We start from the raw sequence: 23,290 nt of genomic DNA on the forward strand, positions 1-23,290 counted from the left end.
GTCGGAAACAGCCGGTCTGTCATTCACGGAAGACGCAGAAACGAAGATGTACCCTGAGGGTGGGAGGTGAAGTCGCTCTTGGAGCTGAAAACGGCATTCGCGTGGAACGCACGGGCGCCAGCAAGGAAAGCAGCAGGCAAAGTGCGAACAACGCCCCATCAAACAAGACTGGCGGCACGCTCAATAATGATTTAGCGCTAAGTTCGCACGGCGTGACCGGCGAGTCAGCGTCAGCCTGCGGGTTATCCGCCTGGGCAGCAACGGCGCTGGCCGCGGTTTCCATCTGCAACGCGTGCAGGCCCGCCATGCGCTGCGCGGTACAAACCAGTACCACAACACATGCCAGGCAAAGAAACCAAATCCCTATACGCCGCTGTTTTACCATCAGGTCCTCACTGTTTAACCCGGCTTATCTTAGCGGCTGGCGAAAGATTGGCAATCTTTGTGCTGTAAAGTTATGTCTGAGCCTGTTTTCTGGCAATTTTTGCTTGTTTTATCGGCAAACGATACAAAAGACGCTTTGGAGGCTTTGACAAGGCCGTGTGGCCTCGCTAATATGCGGCCCGTTCACACGATTCCTCTGTAGTTCAGTCGGTAGAACGGCGGACTGTTAATCCGTATGTCACTGGTTCGAGTCCAGTCAGAGGAGCCATATTTAAGAAGCCCGCTTAAGGAAACTTAAGCGGGCTTTTTGCTTTTGATTTTTCACAAAGTTTTCTTTCCTTCACAAAATTCATTTTTCCTCTGCATCAGCCGTTCACTTTTTAAATTAGTCGGCTACTATTCAGTTATACCGTACGCTTTTCACGCAACCCAGCCCCGCCGCGTTATAAAATATTTACCCCACATGCAGGCCGTTATGTTAGTAAATTTTCGCGGAGAATTGCAGCATATTGCAGGGAACTGCATTGAACGAGCAGGCTTCTTAATCGATATAAAAGAAAAGCCCCCGCAAATGCAGGGGCTTAATTTTCTTTATTTTTATTTTTTGTAATGTAAAATTACAAGTGCTTACAATCTTGTGCATCGGGAAATCGGTGTACTAGATAATAATCTGTGAACATTTCCCTTGGTGTTGCTCAGGTCTTTGACCGCCTGACCCGCTTGCGTGTTGGCGCGGCCGGTCAGGTTTTTTTTAAGTTTAGAGAAGGCCTTAGGCAAAAAAAAGCTGTCTTTAAGTACAGGGGACCTCCACATACAGGGATACGCGATGTGTTCTGCAATTGAATTTTTTATAAGTAATCATAATGATTTACACCCCGGTCTCGCCCGGGAATTGTATGCGTTACGCAAAAAAACATTTCACGAACGGCTCGAATGGAAAGTGGAATGTGAAGATAATCAGGAAAGAGATCAATTCGATAACGCAAATACAACTTATTTAATGGGCATGTTGGAAGGTAAATTATTTTGCGGCGCACGCTTTATTGATGCCAAACATCCGACAATGACAGATGAAATATTTTATCAATATTTTAATAACATTAGTTTACCAAAAGATATTCCATGCTGTGAAATTACCCGATTATTCCTCGACAAAGATCGTCGTGACGAAGGTAATTTACGCACCCTACCCGCCAGTAAAGCATTATTTCTGGCGATGATTATGTATTGCATGAAAAATGGCTATCCCGGTATGCACGCGGTGACAAGTCGGGGAATGTACGCCATTTTCCGTCAGGCCAACTGGAAAGTTGATGTGCTGCAGAAGGGGCTCTCAGAAAAGGGCGAAGCGGTTTATTATATTTACATGCCTGCTAATCAACAGGTTATAGAAGATATTATTAATAAAGATAAAAACAGCGCATGGTTGCGTGAGACGCTCACCCAGCTCAATAACCTGTAACCTCGTCGGTCAGGCACCCAGATCCAACAGCCTGAGTTCGATACTTAGTTTAACCGCGTGACGCGCATTGTTAACGCCAAGCTTTTTCATGGCATTGCCCATGTGGAATTTCACCGTGCGCTCGGTAATGGACAAGATAGTTGCAATCTCGGCATAGGTTTTTCCGGTATAGACCCATTGCAAAATTTGCTGCTCACGCGGTGACAAGAAAACATTCTTTTTCTGCCGAATATCGCTGTATAAATTCAGCATTTTTTGGTGCAGCTTGATAAAGAAAGCGATCGCCGCCTCACGGTTTTCAGTGAGGTTAACATCTGAAGGCTGATGGCTAATCAGCGAAAGCACCGCAAGATTGTTCACATAGTCGTGGAGCGGATAAGTATGCCCCTGCACAATATTGTGCTGTGAACCTTCGTCAAAAATACGCTTCAGCGTATACCCGGAAGAGACCATCATCCCGCTGTCCCATGAAAAATCCTCCAGGGTGCTGAGAGACCGGACAATCACTGGGTCAATAAATTGATATTTATTCTCGAGATAAATGTTAAACCATTGCGGATTGTTATTAATAATACGCATTTGGGAAGGGTCTTTCTTATTCATCACAGCATACGCGTAGGTCGTATGTTTGTAATCCAGAATAAATTCATCAAGTTCGCGCTGAATTAATGAATTTACTTTGCTGTCATTATAATACGTGTCCTTCACAACCATCGCCGTCCGTAGAATTAAGAGAACAAAGTATAGATCATTTCCCTTCGCTTGCCACACCTCAATGCCACCGATTTGATGAATAAACGCAGGAATGGCCTAATATCCATTCCTGCGTCAGCCAGGAAAAGTTAAATCAAGTTATTATCACGCCTTAGATTTCGGTCAGGATCTGACTGAAATCGAGGCGCGACTTTGGCAGTCCAGCGTTAAAGTCCTCCACGCTGCGATAGCCCAGCGCCACCATCACCACGCTGGTCAGGCCCTTCTCGCGCAGGCCAAACTCTGCGTCCAGCGCGGCGGCATCAAAACCTTCAATCGGCACGGCATCAATGTTCAGGGTGGAAACGCCCAGCAGCAGCGTACCGAGGTTGAGGTAAACCTGTTTCTCCATCCAGTGCTGCGCATCTTTCAGGTCAAACCGGTGTTTATTGGCATAGAAAGAGCGGCCTTTGTGCTGCCCTTCTTTGGCCTGTTCCGTGGCAAAGCGCCCATCATCCTGCTCTTTTTGCAGCAATGTTTGCAGGTGCGCATCGTCATAAACTGTTTTGGCGCAGAACACCACGACATGTGAAGCATTCAGCACTTTAGGCTCGTTTGCCGCGTAAGGCCCGGTGGTCGCTTTGGCAATACGCGCCTTGCCTTCATCACTGCTTACCAGCAAGAAATGCCACGGCTGCGAGTTGGTGCTCGACGGGCTCAGTCGCAGCAGATTTTTGATTTTATCCACGTCTTCAGCGGCAATTTTTTTAGACGCATCAAAAGCTTTCGTGGCATAGCGCCGGGAGGCAGCATCAACAATGTTCATTATTTTTCCTGAATAAGTCGTTGTGTTTTGCAGCGGCCAGCCTGGCCGCCGCGAGTAAAGTGTTAAACGGCAACTTCGTCCAGCGGAACCAGCTTCAGCGGTTCCGCCAGCAGGGCGTCCATTTGTTTCACAAAGGCCTGGAAGTGAGGCAGCGTATTGTGCAGGTCGAGCGCCTGCTGCTCGCGCCATGACTCGCGAACGTAAAACGTATCCGGCTCTTGCTGAAGCTGAAACAGGGTGTAGTCGAGGCAGCCTGGCTCAAGGCGGCTCGGCACGACCAGCGCTTTCAACGCGGCTTTCAGGTTTTCCTGCTGGCCAGCTTTCGCCTTCAGCATGGCAATAATCGTCAGGGTTTCTGTCGCTGCCATATCAGAATCCCTCCAGCACAATTTTACCCACCGCACGCCCGGTTTCCAGCAGCGCATGGGCGCGGCGAAGGTTGCCCGCGTTGATTGTGCCATAGTGTTCGCCGAGCGTAGTTCTTAACACGCCCTGGTCGATAAGCGTGGCCACGCGCGTCAGCAGATTATGCTGCTCAATAATATCGCTGGTGACGAACATCGAACGGGTGAACATAAACTCCCAGTGCAGCGAAATACTTTTGGCCTTCAAGGCGCGAACGTCCAGCGCGGTCGGATCATCAATTAGCGCAAATTTCCCCTGCGGGATGAGCGCCTCAATCAGCTGGGCATAATGTTGTTCGGTATTGGTCAGGCTGGCAACGTGCGTAACGTGCTTCACGCCAATACGCTGTAATTCTTCCGTCAGAGGCTGGCTGTGGTCGATAACGTGGTGGGCGCCGAGTTCGTTCACCCACTTTTGGCTTTCAGGGCGAGAGGCGGTGCCAATCACGGTGGCTTTTGTCAGCCTGCGGGCAAGCTGGGTCAGAATTGAGCCCACGCCGCCGGCCGCGCCCACAATCAACAGCACGGCATCTTCACTGCCGTTTTCCTGAATACCCAGGCGGTCGAAAAGCATTTCCCACGCGGTAATTGCCGTCAGCGGTAATGCGGCAGCAGCGGCATTTTCCACGGACTGAGGCTTAAGTGCCGCAATGCGTTCGTCCACCAGCTGAAACTCACTGTTGCTGCCCGGGCGAGTCAGCGACCCGGCGTACCACACGGTATCGCCAGGCTTGAACAGCGTGACGGCTTCACCCACTTCCACAACGGTACCCACGGCGTCCCAGCCCAGTACGCGAGGGGTTTCGCTACTAAAGCCACTGCGAACTTTGGTATCAACGGGGTTCACGGAAATGGCGTTCACCGCCACCAGAATGTCGTGCCCCTGAGCAACGGGCTTCGGCAGCGTGATGTCCTGCAGCGCATCAATATTGCTGCCGTCTTTTGCGGCGTGTGTAATAGCAATAGCTTTCATAGCAGCTCCAATAAGGTAATGGGTTCATCAATTGAGTAAAATCATGGTACAAGGAGCGCGTCAGGTGAAAAACCGGCGTCAGGAAACAACACTTATACTCGGAGAGTGAAAATGCTCAGGCTGGAAGACCTTGCGCTGTTTGTCAGGGCGGCGGCGTTAAACAGTTTTAGCGATACCGCCAGGGAAGCCGGGCTGCAGCCAGCCCAGGTCAGCACCGCCATTAAGCGCCTGGAGCAGAACCTCAATATTCGCCTGTTCGCCCGCTCAACGCGCAGCCTGCGCCTGACGCCCGAAGGTGAAGCCTGGCTGCCATACGCCCAGCAGGTGCTGCAGACGCTGGATGCCGGGTATGAACAGATCCAGCCCCCCAGCGACGAAGTACGCGGCACGCTGCAAATCGCCGTCCCTTCGGATCTTGGGCGAAATCTCCTGTTGGATGTTTTTCAGCAATTTCGCAGCACTTACCCGGCGCTAAGCCTGAAACTTCTGTTTTCCGATCGAATCACCGACGTGTTTAAAGATCCGGTGGATGTGGCTTTTCGCTACGGCAATAACGATGATGCGTCTTACATCGCCCTGCCGGTCGCGCCAGAAAACCGCCGCGTGCTGGTTGCATCTCCCGCCTATCTGGCACGCTATGGCGAACCCCAAACCCTTGCCGACCTGGCCCAGCACAATGCGCTGACGTTTGTGCTTCGCGGGCGGGTGCACAATAGCTGGTCGTTCAGCCTGCGTGGCAAAATGCAGCAGGTGGCGGTGAAAGGTTCGATGATGAGCGATGATGCGGAAGTCATTCACCGGCTGGCGGTAAAAGGGGAAGGTATTACCTACAAATCCTGGCTGGATGTCAGCGAGGATGTGCAGGCAGGCCGTTTAAAGCTGCTGCTGCCACAGTATGAAGGGGACAGCATTCCACTGAATCTGATTTGCCCGCACCGTAAGCAACTGTCGACCACGGTGCGGCTGCTGCACGAAGCGGTCAAGACGCGCTGCGAAAACGCGATGCGCACCCTGCCCGCTATCGAAACTTAAAACGTGACCCAGTCATCTCCTGCCGTGGTGGCTGCTGCGGCTTTTGCCTGAGGTTTGACTTTCGTTTCCACCACGGCGTGTTCTTCGCGCCCGGACAGACGGAAACGCGCCACCGCTTTTTGCAGCATTTCAGTCTGGCCTTCGAGCGCCGCCGCCGCCGCCGAGATCTGCTCCACCAGCGCGGCGTTTTGCTGCGTCACGCTGTCCATTTCGCTAACCGCCACGCTCACCTGAGAAATACCTTTGCTTTGCTCGTCCGTTGCCGAGGCAATCTGCTTCATAATTTGCGTGGTGTCAGACACCGCCTTCAGCACCTCTTTCATGGTGTTGCCTGCCTCGTTGACCAGCGCCGCGCCGCTGTTCACCCGGTTTACCGAGTCGGCAATCAGCGTTTCAATCTCTTTCGCCGCGCCCGCACTGCGGCTGGCCAGGTTGCGCACTTCCCCCGCTACCACGGCAAAACCTCTGCCCTGTTCACCCGCGCGGGCGGCCTCAACGGCAGCGTTTAGCGCCAGAATGTTGGTCTGGAAGGCAATGCTGTTGATGACGCTGGTGATCTCACTGATTTTGCGGGAACTGTCGGAGATCCCTTCCATCGTGACCACCACATCGCCCACCAGCTTGCCGCTGCGGCTGGCGGTTTGTGAAGCTTTTTCCGCAATGCTGCTGGCCTGGCGCGCATTCTCGGCGTTGAATTTAACCGTGGCCGTGAGCTGCTCCATGCTGGCGGCGGTTTCTTCCAGCGCAGCGGCCTGTTCTTCGGTGCGTGAAGAGAGGTCGTTATTGCCGGAAGAGATCTCCGCCGAGCCACGATAAATGTTCTCCGTGCCGCTGCGAATCGCACTCACCGCATCACGCAGGCTGCCCTGCATCTCGGCCAGCAGCGGGAACAGTTTGCCGACGCAGTTCCGCCCAAAGTCCTCCACCGGATGGCTGAGGTCGCCTTTCGCAATGACCGAGAAATGATCCCGAATGCGGTCCAGCGGTTTCACCAGCAGGTTCACCAGATAACGATCGGTAAACAGCAGGATCAGCAGCCCAATCACAATCGCCACCAGCACGGTGATTTTCATCAGGCGAGTCAGAGAATCCACGGCAACCCGCGTCCGGTCCAGTCGTTCTTCGGCCACGGCGGTAAACTTGCTGCTGCTGGCTCCGAAGGCACGGCTGAGCGGCGGCGTGACCTGGGTGGCCTGCTGGCGATAATCCGACGCGCTTCCCTGCTGGGCAAGCTGCATCTGCGCCGCCACGCCGTTATCTAAAAGCTGCTGCCATTTTTCGATCACGTCGGCGGAAACGGCCGGATCCATTGGCCCAGGCGAAACGCTCTTCAGACGCTCAAGCTCGCTTTTCATGTTATCCAGCGCTTCCTGCACGGGCTTAAAATCGGCAGCTTCCCCCGCCGCCTTCGCCTCCATCACCCGCGAAAGACGCGTAATAAAGCGAAAATACTGGTCGTTGCCTTTGCTGAGTATCGTCATCTGCGACACCAGCTGATGGTCAACGGCGTTGCCGTCCCCCAGCTTCGCCAGCGAATAAACGGTAAACACGCCCACGGCTGACCACAGCAGGCAGAACAGCCCCAGCACGGTGAGCAGCACCCGGCGTACGGTAAAATTCTTTAACATTCCCATGTCGTTCCCCTCATCGTTATTGTCGTTATCCCATCAAGCTCGGGTATCAATGGGGTTATCGGCAGCCTCTGCGCGGGTATTCATTTTTTTGTGATGAATTTTTTATGAGGCTCGCAACTCTTCCCGTCTTCCGCTTCCGTTCTGCGCCCGGCATGACATACTGAGACACTAACCCGGCGAGAACCGGTAAAGGAGAATCAATGAATAATAACGTTGTATGCCAGGGGCTGACGCCTGCTGAAGCCCTGGACAAGCTGGAAGCATTGTACGAAAGTTCAGTAACCGCCCTTCGCGATGCGATTGCCCTCTACACCCAACATGGCACGCTGCCGGACGTAGACGCGCGTTCCGACGGGCTGTTTGTCTACCCCGAACTGCGGGTGAGCTGGGACGGCGTTCCCCGTGGCCCGAAAAATACCCGCTCCTATGCCCGCTTTACCCACTCCGGCAGCTACACCACCACGGTGACCCGTCCCGCGCTGTTTAAGAGCTACCTGCACGAACAGTTGAACCTGCTGAGTGAAGACTACGGCGTGCACATTGAGGTTGGCCCTTCTCAGCATGAGATCCCTTACCCATACGTGATTGACGGCCTGAACCTCGACCGCACGATGAGCGCCGGACTGACGCGCCATTTCCCAACCACCGAGCTGTCACAGATTGGCGATGAAACTGCCGACGGCCTGTTCCACCCGACGGAAGCCTGGCCGCTGTCGCACTTTGACGCCCGCCGCGTGGATTTCTCGCTGGCTCGCCTGCGCCACTACACCGGCACGCCGGTGGAGCACTTCCAGCCCTTCGTGCTGTTCACCAACTACACCCGCTATGTGGACGAGTTTGTCCGCTGGGGCTGCCAGCAAATCCTCGACCCGGACAGCCCGTATATCGCCCTGTCCTGCGCCGGAGGCACCTGGCTGACCGCCGAAACCGAAGCCCCGGAAGAGGCGATTTCCGACCTGGCGTGGAAGAAACACCAGATGCCGGCCTGGCACCTGATCGATAAAAACGGCAGCGGCATTACGCTGATTAACATTGGCGTAGGCCCGTCCAACGCCAAAACCATCTGCGACCACCTCGCGGTGCTGCGCCCGGATGCCTGGCTGATGATTGGCCACTGCGGCGGCCTACGTGAAAGCCAGCAAATTGGCGACTACGTGCTGGCTCACGCCTACCTGCGTGACGATCACGTACTGGATGCTGTGCTGCCGCCGGATATTCCTATTCCAAGCATCGCGGAGGTGCAGCGCGCCCTTTATGACGCCACCAAGCAGGTCAGCGGCATGCCGGGCGAAGAAGTGAAACAGCGCCTGCGCACCGGCACGGTGGTCACCACCGATGACCGCAACTGGGAGCTTCGCTATTCAGCTTCTGCGCTGCGCTTCAACCTCAGCCGCGCGGTGGCTATCGATATGGAAAGTGCGACGATTGCCGCACAGGGTTATCGCTTCCGGGTGCCTTACGGCACGCTGCTGTGCGTTTCAGACAAACCCTTGCACGGCGAAATCAAGCTGCCGGGCCAGGCCAACCGTTTCTATGAAGGGGCGATTTCCGAGCACCTGCAGATTGGCATTCGGGCCATTGATTTGCTGCGTGCCGAAGGTGAAAAGCTACACTCGCGCAAGCTGCGTACCTTCAACGAACCTCCGTTCCGTTAATAAAAAGAATAAGGAAGCTGGATGCAACACACTTCATCACTCGGCGCACTGCGGGCGCTGCTCCGGGAGCGCGAGCTGGATGGGATCATCGTGCCGCGCGCCGATGCCCATCAAAGCGAATACTGTGCGCCTTATGACAATAAACTCGAGTTTATCAGCGGCTTTACCGGTTCCGCCGGGCTGGCGCTAGTGCTTGCTGACCGCGCCCTGCTGTTTGTAGACGGGCGCTACCAGGTTCAGGCTCGCCATCAGGTGAATCTGGCAGAGTTCGAGATTCATCATCTGCACGACGAGCCGCTGCACCTTTGGCTCCGCGATAATCTTCCGGCAGGTAAACGCATCGCCTTCGAACCGCTGCTGATGGTCAACAGCCAGTACGAAAGCCTGCGTACCAGCGGCTGCGATCTGGTGGCGTTAGATGACGATCCGCTTGATGCTATCTGGCCCGATCGCCCGGCAGCACCCTGCGGGGAAATCATCGCCATGCCGGATGAAATCAGTGGCGAAAGCGCTGCGTCAAAGCGTGAGCGGATCGCCCAGGTGCTGAGCGCAGCCGGGGCGGATTATCTGGCGCTGACGCAGCCGGACAATATCGCCTGGCTGCTGAACGTACGTGGCTCGGATATTCCAATGAGCCCGGTGCCGCACTCCTTCGCACTGTTGAGCGCCAGGGGTGACATTGAATGGTTTGTAGCGGAAGAAAAACTGCGGAAGCTGGATAAAGCCTGGCTCAACGGCATCACGCTCCGCCCGATGAGTGAATTCCTTGCCCGCTGCCAGCAGTTGGCAACCGGGAAACATACCCTCATCGACGCGGACTCTGCGCCGGTCGCCGTGCGCTTTGCCGTGGAGCAAGGCGGAGGCAGGGTGCTGTGGGCGCCGGATCCTGTCACGCTAATCAAAGCCAATAAGAACGAAACCGAACTGGCAGGCTACCGCGACAGCCACATCGAAGACGGCGTGGCCTGGGTGAATTTCCTTGCCTGGCTGACCCGAGAAGTGCCGCGCCGCGAAGCCGCAGGTAACCCGGTCACCGAGCTGGAGGCGCAGGAAAAACAGCTGAGCTTCCGCCAGCAGGGCTCCACCTTTACCGAGCAAAGCTTTAGCACCATTTCTGCCGCGGGCAGCAACGCCGCGATGTGCCACTACCACTCTTCGCCGGAAACGAACTTCGCCCTAACCGCCGCGCAGTTCTACCTCAATGATTCCGGCGGGCAGTATATCAACGGCACGACGGACGCCACCCGTACGCTCAGTTTTGGCGAGTTGGATGCGACCCGCCGCCTGCACTACACCGCCGTGCTGAAAGGCTTCCTGGCGCTGATCTCGCTGCAGTTCCCGCAGGGGACTCAGGGCCACCAGCTCGATGCCTTTGCCCGCGCTCCGCTCTGGGAGCTGGGACTGGACTACGACCACGGCACCGGGCACGGCGTCGGCCACCGGCTGATGATCCACGAAAATCCGCACCGCATGGCGAAGAAGGTAAACCCGTGGCCGATGCTGCCGGGCAACATCCTCACCATTGAGCCGGGTTATTACCTGGCGGACAGCCACGGGATCCGCATCGAAAACCAGGTCGAGGTCATTGCCTCCCTGCCTGGCTTCTGCAAGTTCTCGTCGCTGACGCTGATCCCTATCGATCTGTCCGCCGTTGACGTTGATTTGCTCAGCTCACAGGACATCGCCTGGCTGGACGATTACCACCGGCAGGTGCGGGAAACGCTCTCCCCGCGCGTGAACGGAGAGGTTCGGGAGTGGCTTGAGGCCGCCACACAGCCCGTCGGCCAGTTGTGCAAGTAGTAACCTTTCAAGGCCGCGTTTGCGGCCTTTTTCATTGATTTGCTGGATTAATCGGCAGTTGAACGCATTTCACCAAAACAGCCTTTGACAACCCGAACTCACGCCGTTAGTATTCGCCCCGTTCACACGATTCCTCTGTAGTTCAGTCGGTAGAACGGCGGACTGTTAATCCGTATGTCACTGGTTCGAGTCCAGTCAGAGGAGCCATATTTAAGAAGCCTGCTTAGGAAACTAAGCGGGCTTTTTGCTTTTCTGAGCTGACAAAATCTGGAACAAAAAAGCCCGCTTAATGCATATTAAGCGAGCTTCTTCTTCTCTAACGCAACCTTCCCTTACTCCCAGGCGCGCTCGGCCTTCGTGGCGTCAAACACCGGCGGTGGCCTGCGGAAGCGGCGTGTGAGGAAGGCCAGATACAGAATACCGACCGCCGCCCACACCAGCCCCAGCGTCAGGGACGTCACTTCCAGGTTCACCCACAGCACCGCCACCGTCGCCGCGCCAATCAGCGGCAGAATGAGGTAATGCAGCTTCTCGCGCCAGGTTTTGTTGCGGCCTTCACGACGCCAGAAGTGGTTAAACACCGACAGATTCACGAAGGTAAAGGCCACCAGCGCGCCGAAGTTGATCAGCGCCGTCGCCGTCACCAGGTCAAAGAACAGCGCGGACAGGGCCACGATCCCGACCATGATCACGTTCAGCGCCGGGGTGCGCCATTTCGGGTGTACGTAGCCGAAGTATTTTTCCGGGAAGACGTTGTCGCGGCCCATCACATAAAGCAGGCGCGAAACGCTGGCGTGGGAGGCCAGCCCGGATGCCAAAGTGTTAACGAAGGTGGTGCAGAGGAAAATCGACTGGAACAGCTTGCCGCCAACGTACAGCGCAATCTCCGGCAGCGCTGCGTCCGGGTTTTTAAAGCGGCTGATGTCCGGGAAGAACAGCTGCATAAAGAACGAGGCAACGATAAAGATAATGCCGCCGTAGGCCGCAGTCAGGAAAATCGCTTTCGGGATGGTGCGCGCCGCATCGGGCGTCTCTTCCGACAGCGTGGTCACCGCATCGAAGCCGAGGAACGAGAAGCAGACTATCGTCGCGCCGGTAATCACCGGGATCAGGTGCGCATTTTCGCTGATAAACGGCTGCAGCGACCAGACGGTGCCCACGCCTTCGCCTTTGTGCAGCCCCTGCACCACCAGAATGATAAACACCACCATAATGGCGATTTGGACCAGCACAAACAGAGTGTTGAAGTTCGCCACCAGATTGACGCTCTTCAGGTTGGCCGCCGTCAGGATACAGACAAAACCGACCACCCAGATCCACGGCGGGACTTCCGGGAACAGCGCCGAAAGGTAGATTTTTGCCAGCAGGACGTTAATCATCGGCAGGAACAGATAATCCAGTAACGATGACCAGCCCACCATAAAGCCTACGTGCGGACTAATGGCCTTTTGGGCGTAGGTATAAGCTGATCCGGCCTGCGGGAACTGGCGCACCAGTTTGCCGTAGCTGATGGCGGTAAACAGCACGCCCGCCAGCGCAAGCAGGTAGGATGCCGGGACATGGCCGTCGCTGATGCCGGACACAATCCCGAAGGTATCAAACACCGACATCGGCGTGAGATAGGCCAGGCCCATCACCACCACCTGCCAGAGTTTCAGAGATTTACGCAGCTGCGGTTTTCCCGCCTGCGAAACAATATCTGCGGAAGAGTTAGTCGCCATGACGATGTCCCCCCACGCGAATACAGGTTTGCGAAACGTTGTTCGTTCGGGCAAACCTGCTTAGCCTGGGGGTTAATCGTAACTGTCGGGGAACGGCAATGGGGTTCACGCAGGCCACTGGCCCGTCGTTGTCAATACGGCAGCAGCGTTCGCCCTCGCCGTGCGGATATTTAAACATTTGCATCTGCATCATTTCATTTCCTCGTCGTACACATTGTCGTTAACTGAAGACCCGTTGCCGCCCGCGCTCCATTACGCGACTTCGGGAAATGGCAGGTTGCCCTGCAAAACGTCCGGCCTGGCTCCGCTCAGTCCGTATGATGCTACTTATTTATTCGCGTGCCCGGACACGTAAGCTCTGCCGGGCAGGCGCCACACTCAGGCGTTTTTCAGCATCCACTCAATTTCAGTTTCTGTGATTAAACGCTCAAACTGCACCAGCTCATCGTGCTTGCACGCATGGAAAACGTGGCTGAAACGCTCGCCCAGCAGGTCGCGCAGACGATCGTTCTGGGTGAATTCCCAAAGCGCGTCGCTCTGGCGGATCGGGAACGGCAGCCCTTCCTGCTCCAGCCCGTTGCCCTCTACCTCTTCCTGCAGCGGCAGGTCGTTATCCAGCCCATGTAAAATCCCGGCCAGAATAGTCGCCATCACCAGATACGGGTTGGCATCCGCCCCCGCCACGCGATACTCCACGCGATGGTTGTCTCTGTCGCCACAAGGAATACGCAGCGCCACGGTGCGGTTGTTATGCCCCCACGACGCCTGAGTCGGGACGTACATCCCCGGCTGGAAACGGCGCCATGAATTCACGTTCGGGGCTAGCAGCGCCATAGAAGAAGGCATCAGGTGGATCATGCCCGCCAGCGCGCGCTTCAGCAGCGCTGAGTCTTCGCCGTCGGCGTCCGCCAGCACGTTTTCACCTTTGTTATTCAGCACGCTGATGTGGATATGCATCCCGCTGCCCGCATGCTCTTCATACGGCTTCGCCATAAAAGTGGCGTGCATCTTATGCTTCTCGGCGACAGTTCGCACCAGGCGTTTTAACGCCAGCGCATCATCGCAGGCATCCAGCACGTTATCGGTGTGGTGCAGGTTGATTTCGAACTGCCCCGGCGAGGCTTCCGCCACCGCGCCATCGGCGGGGATCAGCTGCAGGCGGGCCAGGTCGTCGATGTCGGTCAGCACGTCGGCGAAGTGGTTAAGGTTATCGACGGAGTAGACCTGGCTTTGGGTATTGCGATCGTCGGTGCCCGGCGCGCAGGGCGGCTGCAGGTAGCCTTCGGCGTCGCGCTGGCGGTCAATTAAATAGAACTCCAGCTCTACCGCTACCACGGGGAATAGACCACGCTGGCGCAGCTGCTGCCAGAGTCGGTTCAGCACGTTCCGCGGCTCAACGTCAAAGGGAGCGCCATCTTCATCCAGCATGGTCAGCATCATCTGGCCGATAAATTCCGGGTCAGCCGCCGAAGGGGTCAGCGTGCCCAGCACCGGCACGCAGCGGCGGTCCGGCTCGCCCAGCTCCTGCCCCAGCCCGGCCTCTTCTACTACGTTCCCGAGAATATCCATGGCAAACACGGACGCCGGGAAGTAACAGCCCTTCTCTACCTTACGCAGCCCGGCCACCGGAATACGTTTCCCCCGGAAGCAGCCGTTCAGGTCAGTGAGCAGGACATCGACATATTGGGTATTGGGATAACGTTCAAGGAAGGTATTCACTTCGCGTGCAAACGCGCTACTTCGTCTCTCTTCGGAATGCTGAACAAAATTCTCAACTTCTACGATATTGGTTTCCATGATTCACCGCCGTTGCGTTGGATGCCGGTCGCTGATGTCGACCGTTAAATATAATGTCCACTTATCGACAATGGTGTGAAACAAAATGTTTGTCAAATGTTAATTTAAGTTTGCAAGACAGTTAAACCACTGCTAAGTTGAGAAAATATTGAACGGAAATGGCCAACATGGAATCGTTTGGAAATAATTTAGTCCAGAATGTGAGGTTGATCATGGTCGATATATTTGACAAGCCGTTAATCGGCGTTGTGATGTGCAGAAACAGGCTTAAGGGTCATCTGACCCAAACATTGCAAGAAAAGTACCTGAACGCGGTATTGAATGCGGGCGGCTTGCCCATTGCCCTGCCCCACGCGCTGGCAGAGCCGGAACTGCTGGAAGCGCTGCTGCCAAAACTGGACGGGATCTTCCTGCCGGGCAGCCCCAGCAACGTGCAGCCGCACCTCTATGGTGAAAACGGCGATGAGCCTGACGCCGACCCCGGGCGTGATGAACTGAGCATGGCGCTTATCGCCGCCGGGCTCAAAAGGCGCATCCCCATTTTCGCCATCTGCCGGGGTTTACAGGAACTTGTTGTCGCCACCGGCGGGACTCTGTATCGTCGCCTGAGCGATTGTCCCGAGTTTCTGGAGCACCGTGAAGATCCGGAACTCCCGGTGGAGCAGCAGTATGCCCCATCACACGAAGTCCAGGTTCATGAGGGAGGATTGCTTTCGCAGTTGATACCGGGCTGCAACACGTTTTGGGTGAATTCATTACATGGCCAGGGAGCGAAAACGCTGGGTCCGCTGCTGCGCGTCGAGGCGCGTTCACAGGATGGTCTGGTGGAGGCCGCGAGCGTTCACGATCATCCTTTTGCCCTCGGGGTTCAGTGGCATCCGGAATGGAACAGTAGCGAATATGCACTATCGCGTTTGTTGCTTGAGGGTTTTATCACCGCCAGTCAGAACCACCTCGCTGAAAAGCAGCGGCTCTGACCACTACCGTTAAGGAAATGCCATTATGAGCGATGACGGCCTGGCGCCGGGTAAACGTTTGTCAGCGATCCGCCAGCAACTGGGTCTCTCTCAACGTCGTGCCGCCGAACTGTCTGGATTAACGCATAGCGCCATCAGCACCATAGAACAGGACAAAGTCAGTCCTGCTATCAGTACGCTGCAGAAGCTGCTGAAAGTCTACGGGCTGTCGCTCTCCGAGTTCTTCGCGGAACCGGAAAAACCTGATGAGCCGCAGGTCGTGATTAATTACGACGATCTGATTGAAATAGGCAGTCAGGGTGTTTCAATGAAATTAATACACAATGGGAATCCTAACCGTACGCTGGCGATGATCATTGAGACCTATCAGCCGGGAACCACCACCGGCGAGAGGATCAAACACCAGGGTGAGGAGACAGGCACGATACTGGAAGGTGAAGTGGTTTTGACCGTAAACGGCCAGACCTGGCACCTGGTTGCGGGGCAAAGCTATGCCATTAATACCGGCATGCCGCACAGCTTCAGCAACACCTCGGCAGGCATCTGCCGCATTATCAGCGCCCATACCCCCACCACGTTCTAATTATTTTCAGGCCTGAGTAATCAGGCCTTATTTCAAAACCTTTTTTAACAGGACTTATTTCCTGGGGCTTTTTGCAGCCCAAATTTGCCTGAAGAACCCAGTAAGGCCATTTATCCGATTGAATAAAAGGAGTCATCATGGACTTTCAGCATCTTAATTACTGGCAGGAGAAAGCCAAAAATACCTCGCCGGAAACGCGCTTGTTTATTAACGGCGAATATTGCGCGGCACAGGACGGCGAAACATTTAGTACCGTCGATCCTTTTGTCCAGCGTGACCTTGCCGAAGTGGCGCGAGGCAAAAAAGCGGACGTCGATATTGCGGTGAAGGTCGCCCGCGATGTCTTTAATCGCGGCGACTGGGCGCAGGCTTCCCCGGCCAAACGCAAAGCCGTGCTCGGCAGGCTGGCAGATTTAATGGAGCAGCATCGCGAGGAGCTGGCGCTGCTGGAAACGCTCGACACCGGCAAACCTATTCGCCATAGCCTGCGCGATGATATTCCGGGCAGCGCCCGCGCTATTCGCTGGTACGCCGAGGCCATCGACAAAGTCTACGGCGAAGTAGCCACCACCGGCGTCAACGAACTGGCGCTGATTGTGCGCGAACCCATTGGCGTAATTGCCGCCGTTGTGCCGTGGAACTTCCCGCTGCTGCTGGCCTGCTGGAAGCTAGGCCCGGCGCTGGCGGCGGGCAACAGCGTGATCCTTAAACCTTCTGAAAAATCACCGCTGTCGGCAATCCGTCTTGCGGCGCTGGCTAAAGAAGCTGGCCTGCCGGACGGCGTGTTTAACGTCGTGACCGGGTTTGGTCACGAAGCGGGCCAGGCGTTGGCTCAGCACCCGGACGTGGACGTGATTACCTTCACCGGCTCCACCCGCACCGGTAAACAGCTGCTGAAAGATGCGGGCGACAGCAACATGAAACGCGTCTGGCTCGAAGCCGGCGGGAAAAGCGCCAATATCGTTTTTGCCGACTGCCCGGATCTGCACAAAGCCGCGGCAACCACCGCCGCCGGTATTTTCTATAACCAGGGCCAGGTTTGCATCGCCGGGACTCGCCTGCTGCTGGAAGAGAGCATCGCCGACGAGTTTATTGCCCTGCTGAAAGAGCAGGCAAAAAACTGGCAGCCCGGCAACCCGCTCAACCCGGAAACCACCATGGGGACGCTGATCGACTGCGCCCACGCCGACAACGTTCACGGCTTTATTCGCGATGGGGAAAGCCAGGGCAAGCTGGCGCTCGACGGGCGGAACAACGCTCACCCGGCGGCTATCGGCCCGACGATTTTTACCGATACGGCGGCGGATGCGCGTGTGGGCCGGGAAGAGATCTTCGGCCCGGTGCTCGTCGTCACCCGCTTCACCTCCGAAGCCCAGGCGCTCGCCCTTGCCAACGACAGCGATTATGGCCTCGGTGCTGCCGTGTGGACCCGGGATCTCTCCCGCGCCCACCGCATGAGCCGCAGCCTTAAAGCCGGTTCCGTTTTCGTCAATAACTACAACGACGGCGATATGACCGTCCCGTTCGGCGGCTACAAGCAGAGCGGCAACGGCCGCGATAAATCCCTGCATGCCCTTGAGAAATTTAGCGAACTGAAAACCATCTGGATTGCCCTGGAGCCTTCATCATGACTGAACATACCACCAGCTATTACGCGGCCAGCGCCAACCACTATGAGCCGTTCCCACAGCTGAATGAATCCGTGACCTGCGACGTGTGCGTGGTTGGCGGCGGCTATACCGGCCTTTCGTCTGCACTGCATCTGTCTGAAATGGGTTATGACGTGGTGCTGCTGGAGTCTGCACGCATCGGCTTTGGTGCCAGCGGGCGCAACGGCGGGCAACTGGTGAACTCCTACAGCCGCGACATCGACGTGATTGAGCGCCGCTATGGCCCGGAAGCGGCCAAAATGCTCGGCAGTATGATGTTCGAAGGCGGGGAAATTATTCGCGAGCGCATCAAGCGCTACCAGATTGACTGCGATTATCGTCCGGGCGGCCTGTTTGTGGCGATGAACCATAAGCAAATGGAAACCCTCGAAGAGCAAAAGGCCAACTGGGAGCGCTACGGCAACACCCAGCTTGAACTGCTGGACGCCAGCGAACTGAAGCGGGAAGTGAACAGCGACCGCTACGTCGGCGCTCTGCTCGACCACAGCGGCGGCCATATTCACCCGCTCAACCTGGCCATTGGCGAGGCTAATGCAATTCGCCTGAACGGTGGGCGCATTTTCGAACAGTCCCCGGTGACCCACATTGAGCACGCCAGCCCGGCCATCGTCAGCACGGAGAAAGGCAAGGTCACGGCGAAGTACGTGATCGTCGCCGGGAACGCTTATCTCGGCAATAAACTCGAACCTGAACTGGCGAAGCGCAGCATGCCGTGCGGCACGCAGGTGCTGACCACCGAGCCGCTGGGAGAAGATCTCGCCCGCTCGCTGATCCCCAAAAATTACTGTGTGGAAGATTGTAACTACCTGCTGGATTACTACCGCCTGACCGCCGATAACCGCCTGCTGTACGGCGGCGGCGTGGTGTACGGCGCCCGTGACCCGGCGGATATTGAACGCCTGGTGATGCCCAACCTGCTGAAAACCTTCCCACAGCTGAAAGGCGTGAAGATTGACTACAGCTGGACCGGGAACTTCCTGCTGACCCTGTCTCGCCTGCCGCAGGTGGGCCGTCTGGATAAGAATATTTACTACAGTCAGGGCTGCAGCGGGCACGGTGTGACCTATACCCACCTGGCCGGCCGCCTGATTGCAGAGCTCCTGCGCGGCGATGCGGAGCGCTTCAATGCCTTCGCCAACCTGCCGCATTACCCGTTCCCGGGTGGCCGCACGTTCCGCATCCCGTTTACCGCGATGGGCGCGGCTTACTACAGTCTTCGCGATCGCCTTGGGGTTTAATTTGCCTTCGCTATTGCGCTAAAGGTTCAGCGACGCTGGGTCTGACGAGCAATAATCCGACGCACGGAGCGATCCCCTCCGTGCGTTTTTTTATTAGCGGCCCACCGTTTTATAGCCATCAAAACTTCACGTTGCCGCAGGTTAATGAAAGAAAAAAATAAGCTGGCTGATATTAATTTACAGTCAATAACACCCGGATATTACCAGCCAGAATTTTTGAAAGTCTTCATCAATAATGCCAGCTGTTCATTGCCCGGACGGCAACCTAACATGCAACGCATCAACCGAAACCTTGTTTAATTATTCACAATGAGAGATTTATTATGATGCGTAAACTGATTAATTCCGCCCTTGCCCTTACCGTATTGACCGCCCTTAGCGGCACGGCTTTAGCCGCCACCGAAGTCCAGTCAACCACCGCCGGCCAGCGCATGGGCTATGTTACAGTCACCGGTGCCACAACGCTTGACGAGGCCGTTAACAAACTTGCCGATAAAGCCAGCCAGGCCGGGGCAACCGCATTTAAAGTCACGTCGGCAGGCGGAAATAATAAACTTTACGCTACGGCAATATTATTCAAATAAAAGAAAAGCTCGCAACGCGCGAGCTTTTCTTTTTCTTACTGATTATTACAGTCGCCCTGTTTCCGTGGCGGCTGAATTTATTTGGACCGGCATCCCCGAGCGGCGATTAAGTGCTTCACTCACCACAGCCGTATTTACACCTGAAGCCTGAGTTTCGCTGCGCAATAAGGTGGTCATCGGCAGCGGCACTTTCTTGTCGGACTCAAACTCCGCACGGTTGCGCGACAGCGGCTCGTGAACTTCCAGCCAGCGCTTGCCGTCCGGCTCGGCGGTCACCTTCACCGGCTGGTCGATGAGCTGAACGCGGGTCCCGACCGGCACATTATCGAACAGGAATTTGATGTCGTCGTTGCGCAAGCGGATGCAGCCCTGGCTGACGCGCAGGCCGATGCCAAAGTTGGCATTGGTGCCGTGGATGGCGTACAGCTTGCCGATGTAAATGGCGTACAGGCCCATCGGGTTATCCGGCCCCGGCGGCACAAAAGCCGGCAGCGTTTTGCCCTCTTTGGCGTATTCGCGACGGGTATTCGGGGTTGGCGTCCAGGCCGGGGCATCCTGTTTGCGCTCGACGCGGGTCACCCAGTTGCGCGGCGTTTCGCGCCCCGCCTGGCCAATACCTATCGGCAGGATTTCTACGGTGTTAGTGTCCTTCGGATAATAATAAAGGCGCATTTCCGCCACGTTCACCACGATCCCTTCCCGCACGGTATCCGGCAAAATCACCTGCTGCGGAATAACCAGCTGCGTACCGACTTTGGGCAGGAACGGATCGACGCCTGGGTTGGCCTCCAGCATATTGCTGAAGCCCTGCCCGTACTGAGCGGCAAAGTGTTCCAGCGGCTCTTTGTTCCCTTCCGGCACGGTAATCGTCAGGGGCGCCCCCACCAGGCGGCTGCCTTCAGGCGGTAAAGGATAGGTCACGGCCATCGCGCTCTGCGTGACCGCCGCCAGAACAAATGCCAGCGTGGAGAAACGAATCATAATTTCCCTGTTAGTTAACATGATGTGAATGCATTAAGCATAACCGTCCTGAGACAATTCTGTAAGGATTGCGCGTTAATATGACTACTAATTGTACAGTCGGGTTGCGACCGCGGACCGCAGAGGGCATGATGTCCTCTTGTTTTTTAAAGGAGACGTTATGCAGGAATTGATATCCGCCCTCGAGCAATACGGCATTCAACCCAGCCACACCACTTCCCTGATCGTCATTTTCGGCATCATTTTTCTTACCGCGCTGGTGGTGCATTTTATTCTGCACGGCATAGTGCTGCGTGCCTTTGAGAAGCGCGCACAGTCCAGCGCCAGCCTCTCTTTGCAGATAATCACCCAGAACAAGCTGTTCCAGCGGCTGGCGTTTCTGCTGCAGGGCATCATCGTTAACGTTCAGGCGGTGCTGTGGCTGCAAAAAGGCAGCGACGCGGCCACCATTCTGACCACCTGCGCCCAGCTATGGGTCATGCTCTACGCGCTGATGTCCTTTTTCTCGCTGCTGGATGTGATCTTCGGTCTGTCGGGGAAATTCGCCTTTGCTTCTCAGCTACCGCTGAAAGGCATTTTCCAGGGCGTGAAGCTGCTGGCCGCGATTGTCGTCGGCATCATGATGGTGTCGCTGCTTATCGGGAAATCCCCGGCAATATTGATAAGCGGTCTCGGTGCGATGGCCGCCGTACTGATGTTGGTGTTTAAAGATCCGATTCTCGGCCTGGTCGCTGGCATTCAGCTTTCTGCCAACAGCATGCTGAAAATGGGCGACTGGGTGGAAATGCCGAAATACGGCGCGGACGGGGCGGTGATCGACATCGGCCTGACGACGGTGAAAGTGCAAAACTGGGACAACACCATTACCACTATCCCAACCTATGCGCTGGTGTCCGACGCGTTTAAAAACTGGAGCGGGATGTCGGCCTCAGGCGGGCGCCGCATCAAGCGCAGCGTGAACATCGACACCACCAGCATTCGTTTTCTTTCGCAGGACGAGCAGGAGAAGCTCCTTAAAGCGAAACTGCTGCAGCCGTATATGGCGGAACGTGGGAAAGAGATCAGCGAATACAACCAGCAGCACGCCGACGACTCGGTGCTGAACCAGCGCCAGATGACCAACGTCGGCACCTTCCGGGCCTATCTGAATGAGTACCTGCGCAACCATCCGCGCATTCGCAAAGACATGACGCTGATGGTGCGCCAGCTTGCTCCTGAAAGCGAAGGATTGCCGGTGGAGATTTATGCCTTCACCAACACCGTGGCCTGGGCCGAGTATGAAAGCATTCAGGCCGACATTTTCGACCATATTTTTGCCGTGGTGGACGAGTTTGGCCTGCGTATTCACCAGACACCAACCGGCAACGACATGCGGGCCATTGCCGGGGCTTTCGAACGCTAAACGGTGCTTTCTTCCTGAACCGAAAGTGGTTCTTTCGGCGGTCGCGGGTATTTTTTCAGCCAGCGGCCGCTGACCATTCGCCAGTAGAAGCAGGCGCCGCGCACCGCCCAGTCGCCGAACATCCCCAGCCAGACGCCCACCACGCCCATGCCCAATACAATCCCCAGCGTGTAACCGGCGATAACGCGGCAACCCCACATCCCCGCCATCGACACCCACATGGCAAAACGTGCGTCACGGGCGCCCTTCAGCCCGGCAGGCAGCACCCAGGACGCGGCCCAGATTGGCATAAAGGCGGCGTTCATCCACAGCAGGACTTTAACGACTTCTTTGACGTCATCTTCGCTGGTGTAGAACGAAGCGAATAACCCGGCGAACGGCGCGGTTCCCCAGGCAATGATCGTCAGGCCAATGGTGGCGAGCCAGAACGTATGGCGCAGCTGGCGCTCGGCCTGGCCGATTTGCCCTTTCCCTAACCGTCTACCGACGATGATCGTTGACGCCGACCCGAGGGCGTTACCCGGCAGGTTAATCAGCGAGGCCACCGAGAAAGCAATAAAGTTACCGGCAATCACGTTGGTCCCCATCCCGGCAACGAACATCTGCGTCAGCAGCTTACCGCCGTTGAACAGCACCGACTCGACGCTCGCCGGAATGCCGATGCCGAGCACTTCCCACAAAATGCCCCAGTTGAGCGGCGTAAAATAACTTTTCAGCGAGATACGCAGCGCCGGGTTAAAGCCAATCATCAGCACGAAGATAATGCCCGCCGCACCGATGTAGCGGGAAATCGTCAGCCCCAGTCCCGCGCCAACAAAGCCCAGCCCGCCCCAGCCAAAGATGCCGTAGATAAGAATGCTGCTGATGATGATGTTGAGGATGTTCATGCCGCCGTTAATCAGCAGCGGGATTTTGGTGTTCCCCGCCCCGCGCAGGGCGCCGCTACCGATAAGCGCTATAGCTGCCGCCGGGTAGCTCCAGACGGTGGTTTGCAGGTAAGAAAGTGCGAGAGCTTTAACTTCCGGCGTGGCGCTCCCGGCAATGACATCGATAATGTGCGTGCCCGCCAGATGAATGCCTGCGGCCATGATAAAAGAAACTATGGTCATCAGCACCAGAGACTGCCGGGCCGCCGCCCTCGCCCGCTCCGGATCCAGCCTGCCAAAGCTGAACGCCACCACCACAGTGGTGCCGAGATCGATAGCGGCGAAGAACGCCATGATAACCATGTTAAAACTGTCGGCGAGCCCTACGCCCGCCATCGCCTCTTTCCCTAACCAACTGACGAGGAAGGTACTCAACACCCCCATCAGCAATACGCAGGTGTTTTCGAGGAAGATTGGCACCGCCAGCGGCGTTATCTCACGCCAGAACAGCACCCGATAACTCTTACGTTTGGCGTACCACGGCGTTTTCGCCACGCTCTGGCGAAGGACTGCATGTAAGTTCAAGCGAGGACCTGCAAGGAAAGATA

General features: G+C 56.2%; 21 protein-coding genes and 2 tRNA genes. 12 read left to right on the plus strand and 11 right to left on the minus strand.

Annotated elements, in window-relative coordinates; genetic code table 11:
• Positions 1 to 19 precede the first annotated feature (19 nt).
• Positions 20 to 385 carry a hypothetical protein gene (locus WFN87_RS00785; RefSeq protein ID WP_034808929.1) on the minus strand — a complete coding sequence of 122 codons (366 nt, stop codon included), beginning with the start codon at positions 383 to 385 and terminating at the stop codon, positions 20 to 22.
• Positions 386 to 576: 191 nt separating this feature from the next.
• Between WFN87_RS00785 and WFN87_RS00790 the strand changes: the two genes are divergently transcribed.
• Both WFN87_RS00790 and WFN87_RS00795 read left to right on the plus strand, forming a co-directional pair.
• Positions 577 to 652: transfer RNA gene (locus WFN87_RS00790), tRNA-Asn, on the plus strand.
• A gap of 558 nt (positions 653 to 1,210) precedes the next feature.
• Positions 1,211 to 1,846: an acyl-homoserine-lactone synthase gene (locus WFN87_RS00795; protein WP_008457988.1), complete on the plus strand. Its 636-nt coding sequence runs from the start codon at positions 1,211 to 1,213 to the stop codon at positions 1,844 to 1,846.
• A gap of 9 nt (positions 1,847 to 1,855) precedes the next feature.
• Here WFN87_RS00795 and WFN87_RS00800 read toward each other — a convergent pair whose 3' ends face one another.
• The 4 genes from WFN87_RS00800 to WFN87_RS00815 all read right to left on the minus strand — a co-directional run bounded on the left by WFN87_RS00800 (position 1,856) and on the right by WFN87_RS00815 (position 4,742).
• Positions 1,856 to 2,560 carry a helix-turn-helix transcriptional regulator gene (locus tag WFN87_RS00800; RefSeq protein WP_336818010.1) on the minus strand — a complete coding sequence of 235 codons (705 nt, stop codon included), beginning with the start codon at positions 2,558 to 2,560 and terminating at the stop codon, positions 1,856 to 1,858.
• A gap of 151 nt (positions 2,561 to 2,711) precedes the next feature.
• Entirely contained in the window at positions 2,712 to 3,365 is a 654-nt protein-coding gene (gene nfsB, locus WFN87_RS00805) for an oxygen-insensitive NAD(P)H nitroreductase (protein WP_166991387.1), read from the minus strand.
• A 62-nt stretch (positions 3,366 to 3,427) separates the two neighbouring features.
• Positions 3,428 to 3,733, minus strand: a complete 306-nt coding sequence (locus tag WFN87_RS00810) for a putative quinol monooxygenase (RefSeq protein WP_336981431.1) — start codon at positions 3,731 to 3,733, stop codon at positions 3,428 to 3,430.
• A gap of 1 nt (position 3,734) precedes the next feature.
• A complete protein-coding gene (locus WFN87_RS00815; RefSeq protein WP_336709874.1) occupies positions 3,735 to 4,742 on the minus strand; it encodes a zinc-binding alcohol dehydrogenase family protein in 1,008 nt (335 codons plus the stop codon).
• A 111-nt stretch (positions 4,743 to 4,853) separates the two neighbouring features.
• On the opposite strand from WFN87_RS00815, the gene WFN87_RS00820 reads away from it, so the two are divergent.
• Positions 4,854 to 5,774 (plus strand): LysR family transcriptional regulator, encoded by a 921-nt coding sequence (locus tag WFN87_RS00820; protein ID WP_336981433.1) that lies wholly within the window; start codon positions 4,854 to 4,856, stop codon positions 5,772 to 5,774.
• Here the strand turns inward: WFN87_RS00820 and WFN87_RS00825 are convergent.
• Positions 5,771 to 7,408, minus strand: a complete 1,638-nt coding sequence (locus WFN87_RS00825) for a methyl-accepting chemotaxis protein (protein WP_336981435.1) — start codon at positions 7,406 to 7,408, stop codon at positions 5,771 to 5,773. The genes WFN87_RS00820 and WFN87_RS00825 overlap by 4 nt on opposite strands.
• Positions 7,409 to 7,608: 200 nt before the next feature.
• Here WFN87_RS00825 and WFN87_RS00830 point away from each other — a divergent pair, with 200 nt between their 5' ends.
• From WFN87_RS00830 to WFN87_RS00840, 3 genes are all read left to right on the plus strand, one after another.
• Positions 7,609 to 9,063: an AMP nucleosidase gene (locus WFN87_RS00830; RefSeq protein WP_008457975.1), complete on the plus strand. Its 1,455-nt coding sequence runs from the start codon at positions 7,609 to 7,611 to the stop codon at positions 9,061 to 9,063.
• A 21-nt stretch (positions 9,064 to 9,084) separates the two neighbouring features.
• On the plus strand, positions 9,085 to 10,863 hold the full coding sequence (locus WFN87_RS00835; RefSeq protein ID WP_336981437.1) for an aminopeptidase P family protein: 1,779 nt from the start codon (positions 9,085 to 9,087) through the stop codon (positions 10,861 to 10,863).
• A gap of 131 nt (positions 10,864 to 10,994) precedes the next feature.
• Positions 10,995 to 11,070: transfer RNA gene (locus WFN87_RS00840), tRNA-Asn, on the plus strand.
• A 125-nt stretch (positions 11,071 to 11,195) separates the two neighbouring features.
• Here WFN87_RS00840 and WFN87_RS00845 read toward each other — a convergent pair.
• From WFN87_RS00845 to WFN87_RS00855, 3 genes are all read right to left on the minus strand, one after another.
• The gene (locus tag WFN87_RS00845; protein ID WP_008454957.1) at positions 11,196 to 12,584 is read right to left on the minus strand and encodes an APC family permease; all 1,389 of its coding nucleotides are present in this window, start codon (positions 12,582 to 12,584) and stop codon (positions 11,196 to 11,198) included.
• Positions 12,574 to 12,777: a hypothetical protein gene (locus WFN87_RS00850; RefSeq protein ID WP_157141374.1), complete on the minus strand. Its 204-nt coding sequence runs from the start codon at positions 12,775 to 12,777 to the stop codon at positions 12,574 to 12,576. The genes WFN87_RS00845 and WFN87_RS00850 overlap by 11 nt, the downstream gene beginning before the upstream one ends.
• A 185-nt stretch (positions 12,778 to 12,962) precedes the next feature.
• Positions 12,963 to 14,381 (minus strand): glutamine synthetase family protein, encoded by a 1,419-nt coding sequence (locus tag WFN87_RS00855; protein ID WP_008454958.1) that lies wholly within the window; start codon positions 14,379 to 14,381, stop codon positions 12,963 to 12,965.
• A 212-nt stretch (positions 14,382 to 14,593) separates the two neighbouring features.
• On the opposite strand from WFN87_RS00855, the gene puuD reads away from it, so the two are divergent.
• The 5 genes from puuD (at position 14,594) to WFN87_RS00880 (ending at position 19,433) form a co-directional block, all read left to right on the plus strand.
• Positions 14,594 to 15,358: a gamma-glutamyl-gamma-aminobutyrate hydrolase gene (puuD, locus tag WFN87_RS00860; protein WP_336981720.1), complete on the plus strand. Its 765-nt coding sequence runs from the start codon at positions 14,594 to 14,596 to the stop codon at positions 15,356 to 15,358.
• A gap of 25 nt (positions 15,359 to 15,383) precedes the next feature.
• Positions 15,384 to 15,941 (plus strand): HTH-type transcriptional regulator PuuR, encoded by a 558-nt coding sequence (gene puuR, locus WFN87_RS00865; protein WP_008454961.1) that lies wholly within the window; start codon positions 15,384 to 15,386, stop codon positions 15,939 to 15,941.
• Positions 15,942 to 16,078: 137 nt separating this feature from the next.
• Positions 16,079 to 17,572 (plus strand): aldehyde dehydrogenase PuuC, encoded by a 1,494-nt coding sequence (gene puuC / locus WFN87_RS00870; RefSeq protein ID WP_336981440.1) that lies wholly within the window; start codon positions 16,079 to 16,081, stop codon positions 17,570 to 17,572.
• Positions 17,569 to 18,849, plus strand: a complete 1,281-nt coding sequence (locus tag WFN87_RS00875; protein ID WP_008454965.1) for an NAD(P)/FAD-dependent oxidoreductase — start codon at positions 17,569 to 17,571, stop codon at positions 18,847 to 18,849. Before puuC ends, WFN87_RS00875 begins: the two co-directional genes overlap by 4 nt.
• Before the next feature lie 323 nt (positions 18,850 to 19,172).
• The gene (locus WFN87_RS00880; RefSeq protein WP_336981442.1) at positions 19,173 to 19,433 is read left to right on the plus strand and encodes a YdgH/BhsA/McbA-like domain containing protein; all 261 of its coding nucleotides are present in this window, start codon (positions 19,173 to 19,175) and stop codon (positions 19,431 to 19,433) included.
• 45 nt (positions 19,434 to 19,478) lie between these two features.
• Here WFN87_RS00880 and ldtA read toward each other — a convergent pair whose 3' ends face one another.
• Positions 19,479 to 20,414 carry a L,D-transpeptidase gene (gene ldtA, locus WFN87_RS00885; RefSeq protein ID WP_336707528.1) on the minus strand — a complete coding sequence of 312 codons (936 nt, stop codon included), beginning with the start codon at positions 20,412 to 20,414 and terminating at the stop codon, positions 19,479 to 19,481.
• A gap of 160 nt (positions 20,415 to 20,574) precedes the next feature.
• On the opposite strand from ldtA, the gene WFN87_RS00890 reads away from it, so the two are divergent.
• Positions 20,575 to 21,816 carry a mechanosensitive ion channel family protein gene (locus WFN87_RS00890; protein ID WP_336981444.1) on the plus strand — a complete coding sequence of 414 codons (1,242 nt, stop codon included), beginning with the start codon at positions 20,575 to 20,577 and terminating at the stop codon, positions 21,814 to 21,816.
• Here the strand turns inward: WFN87_RS00890 and WFN87_RS00895 are convergent.
• Positions 21,813 to 23,267 (minus strand): EmmdR/YeeO family multidrug/toxin efflux MATE transporter, encoded by a 1,455-nt coding sequence (locus WFN87_RS00895; RefSeq protein WP_166991354.1) that lies wholly within the window; start codon positions 23,265 to 23,267, stop codon positions 21,813 to 21,815. The genes WFN87_RS00890 and WFN87_RS00895 overlap by 4 nt on opposite strands.
• Between the last annotated feature and the right edge of the window lie 23 nt (positions 23,268 to 23,290).

Source organism: Cedecea sp. AS113 (genome assembly GCF_037152415.1).
Classification (GTDB): domain Bacteria; phylum Pseudomonadota; class Gammaproteobacteria; order Enterobacterales; family Enterobacteriaceae; genus Cedecea.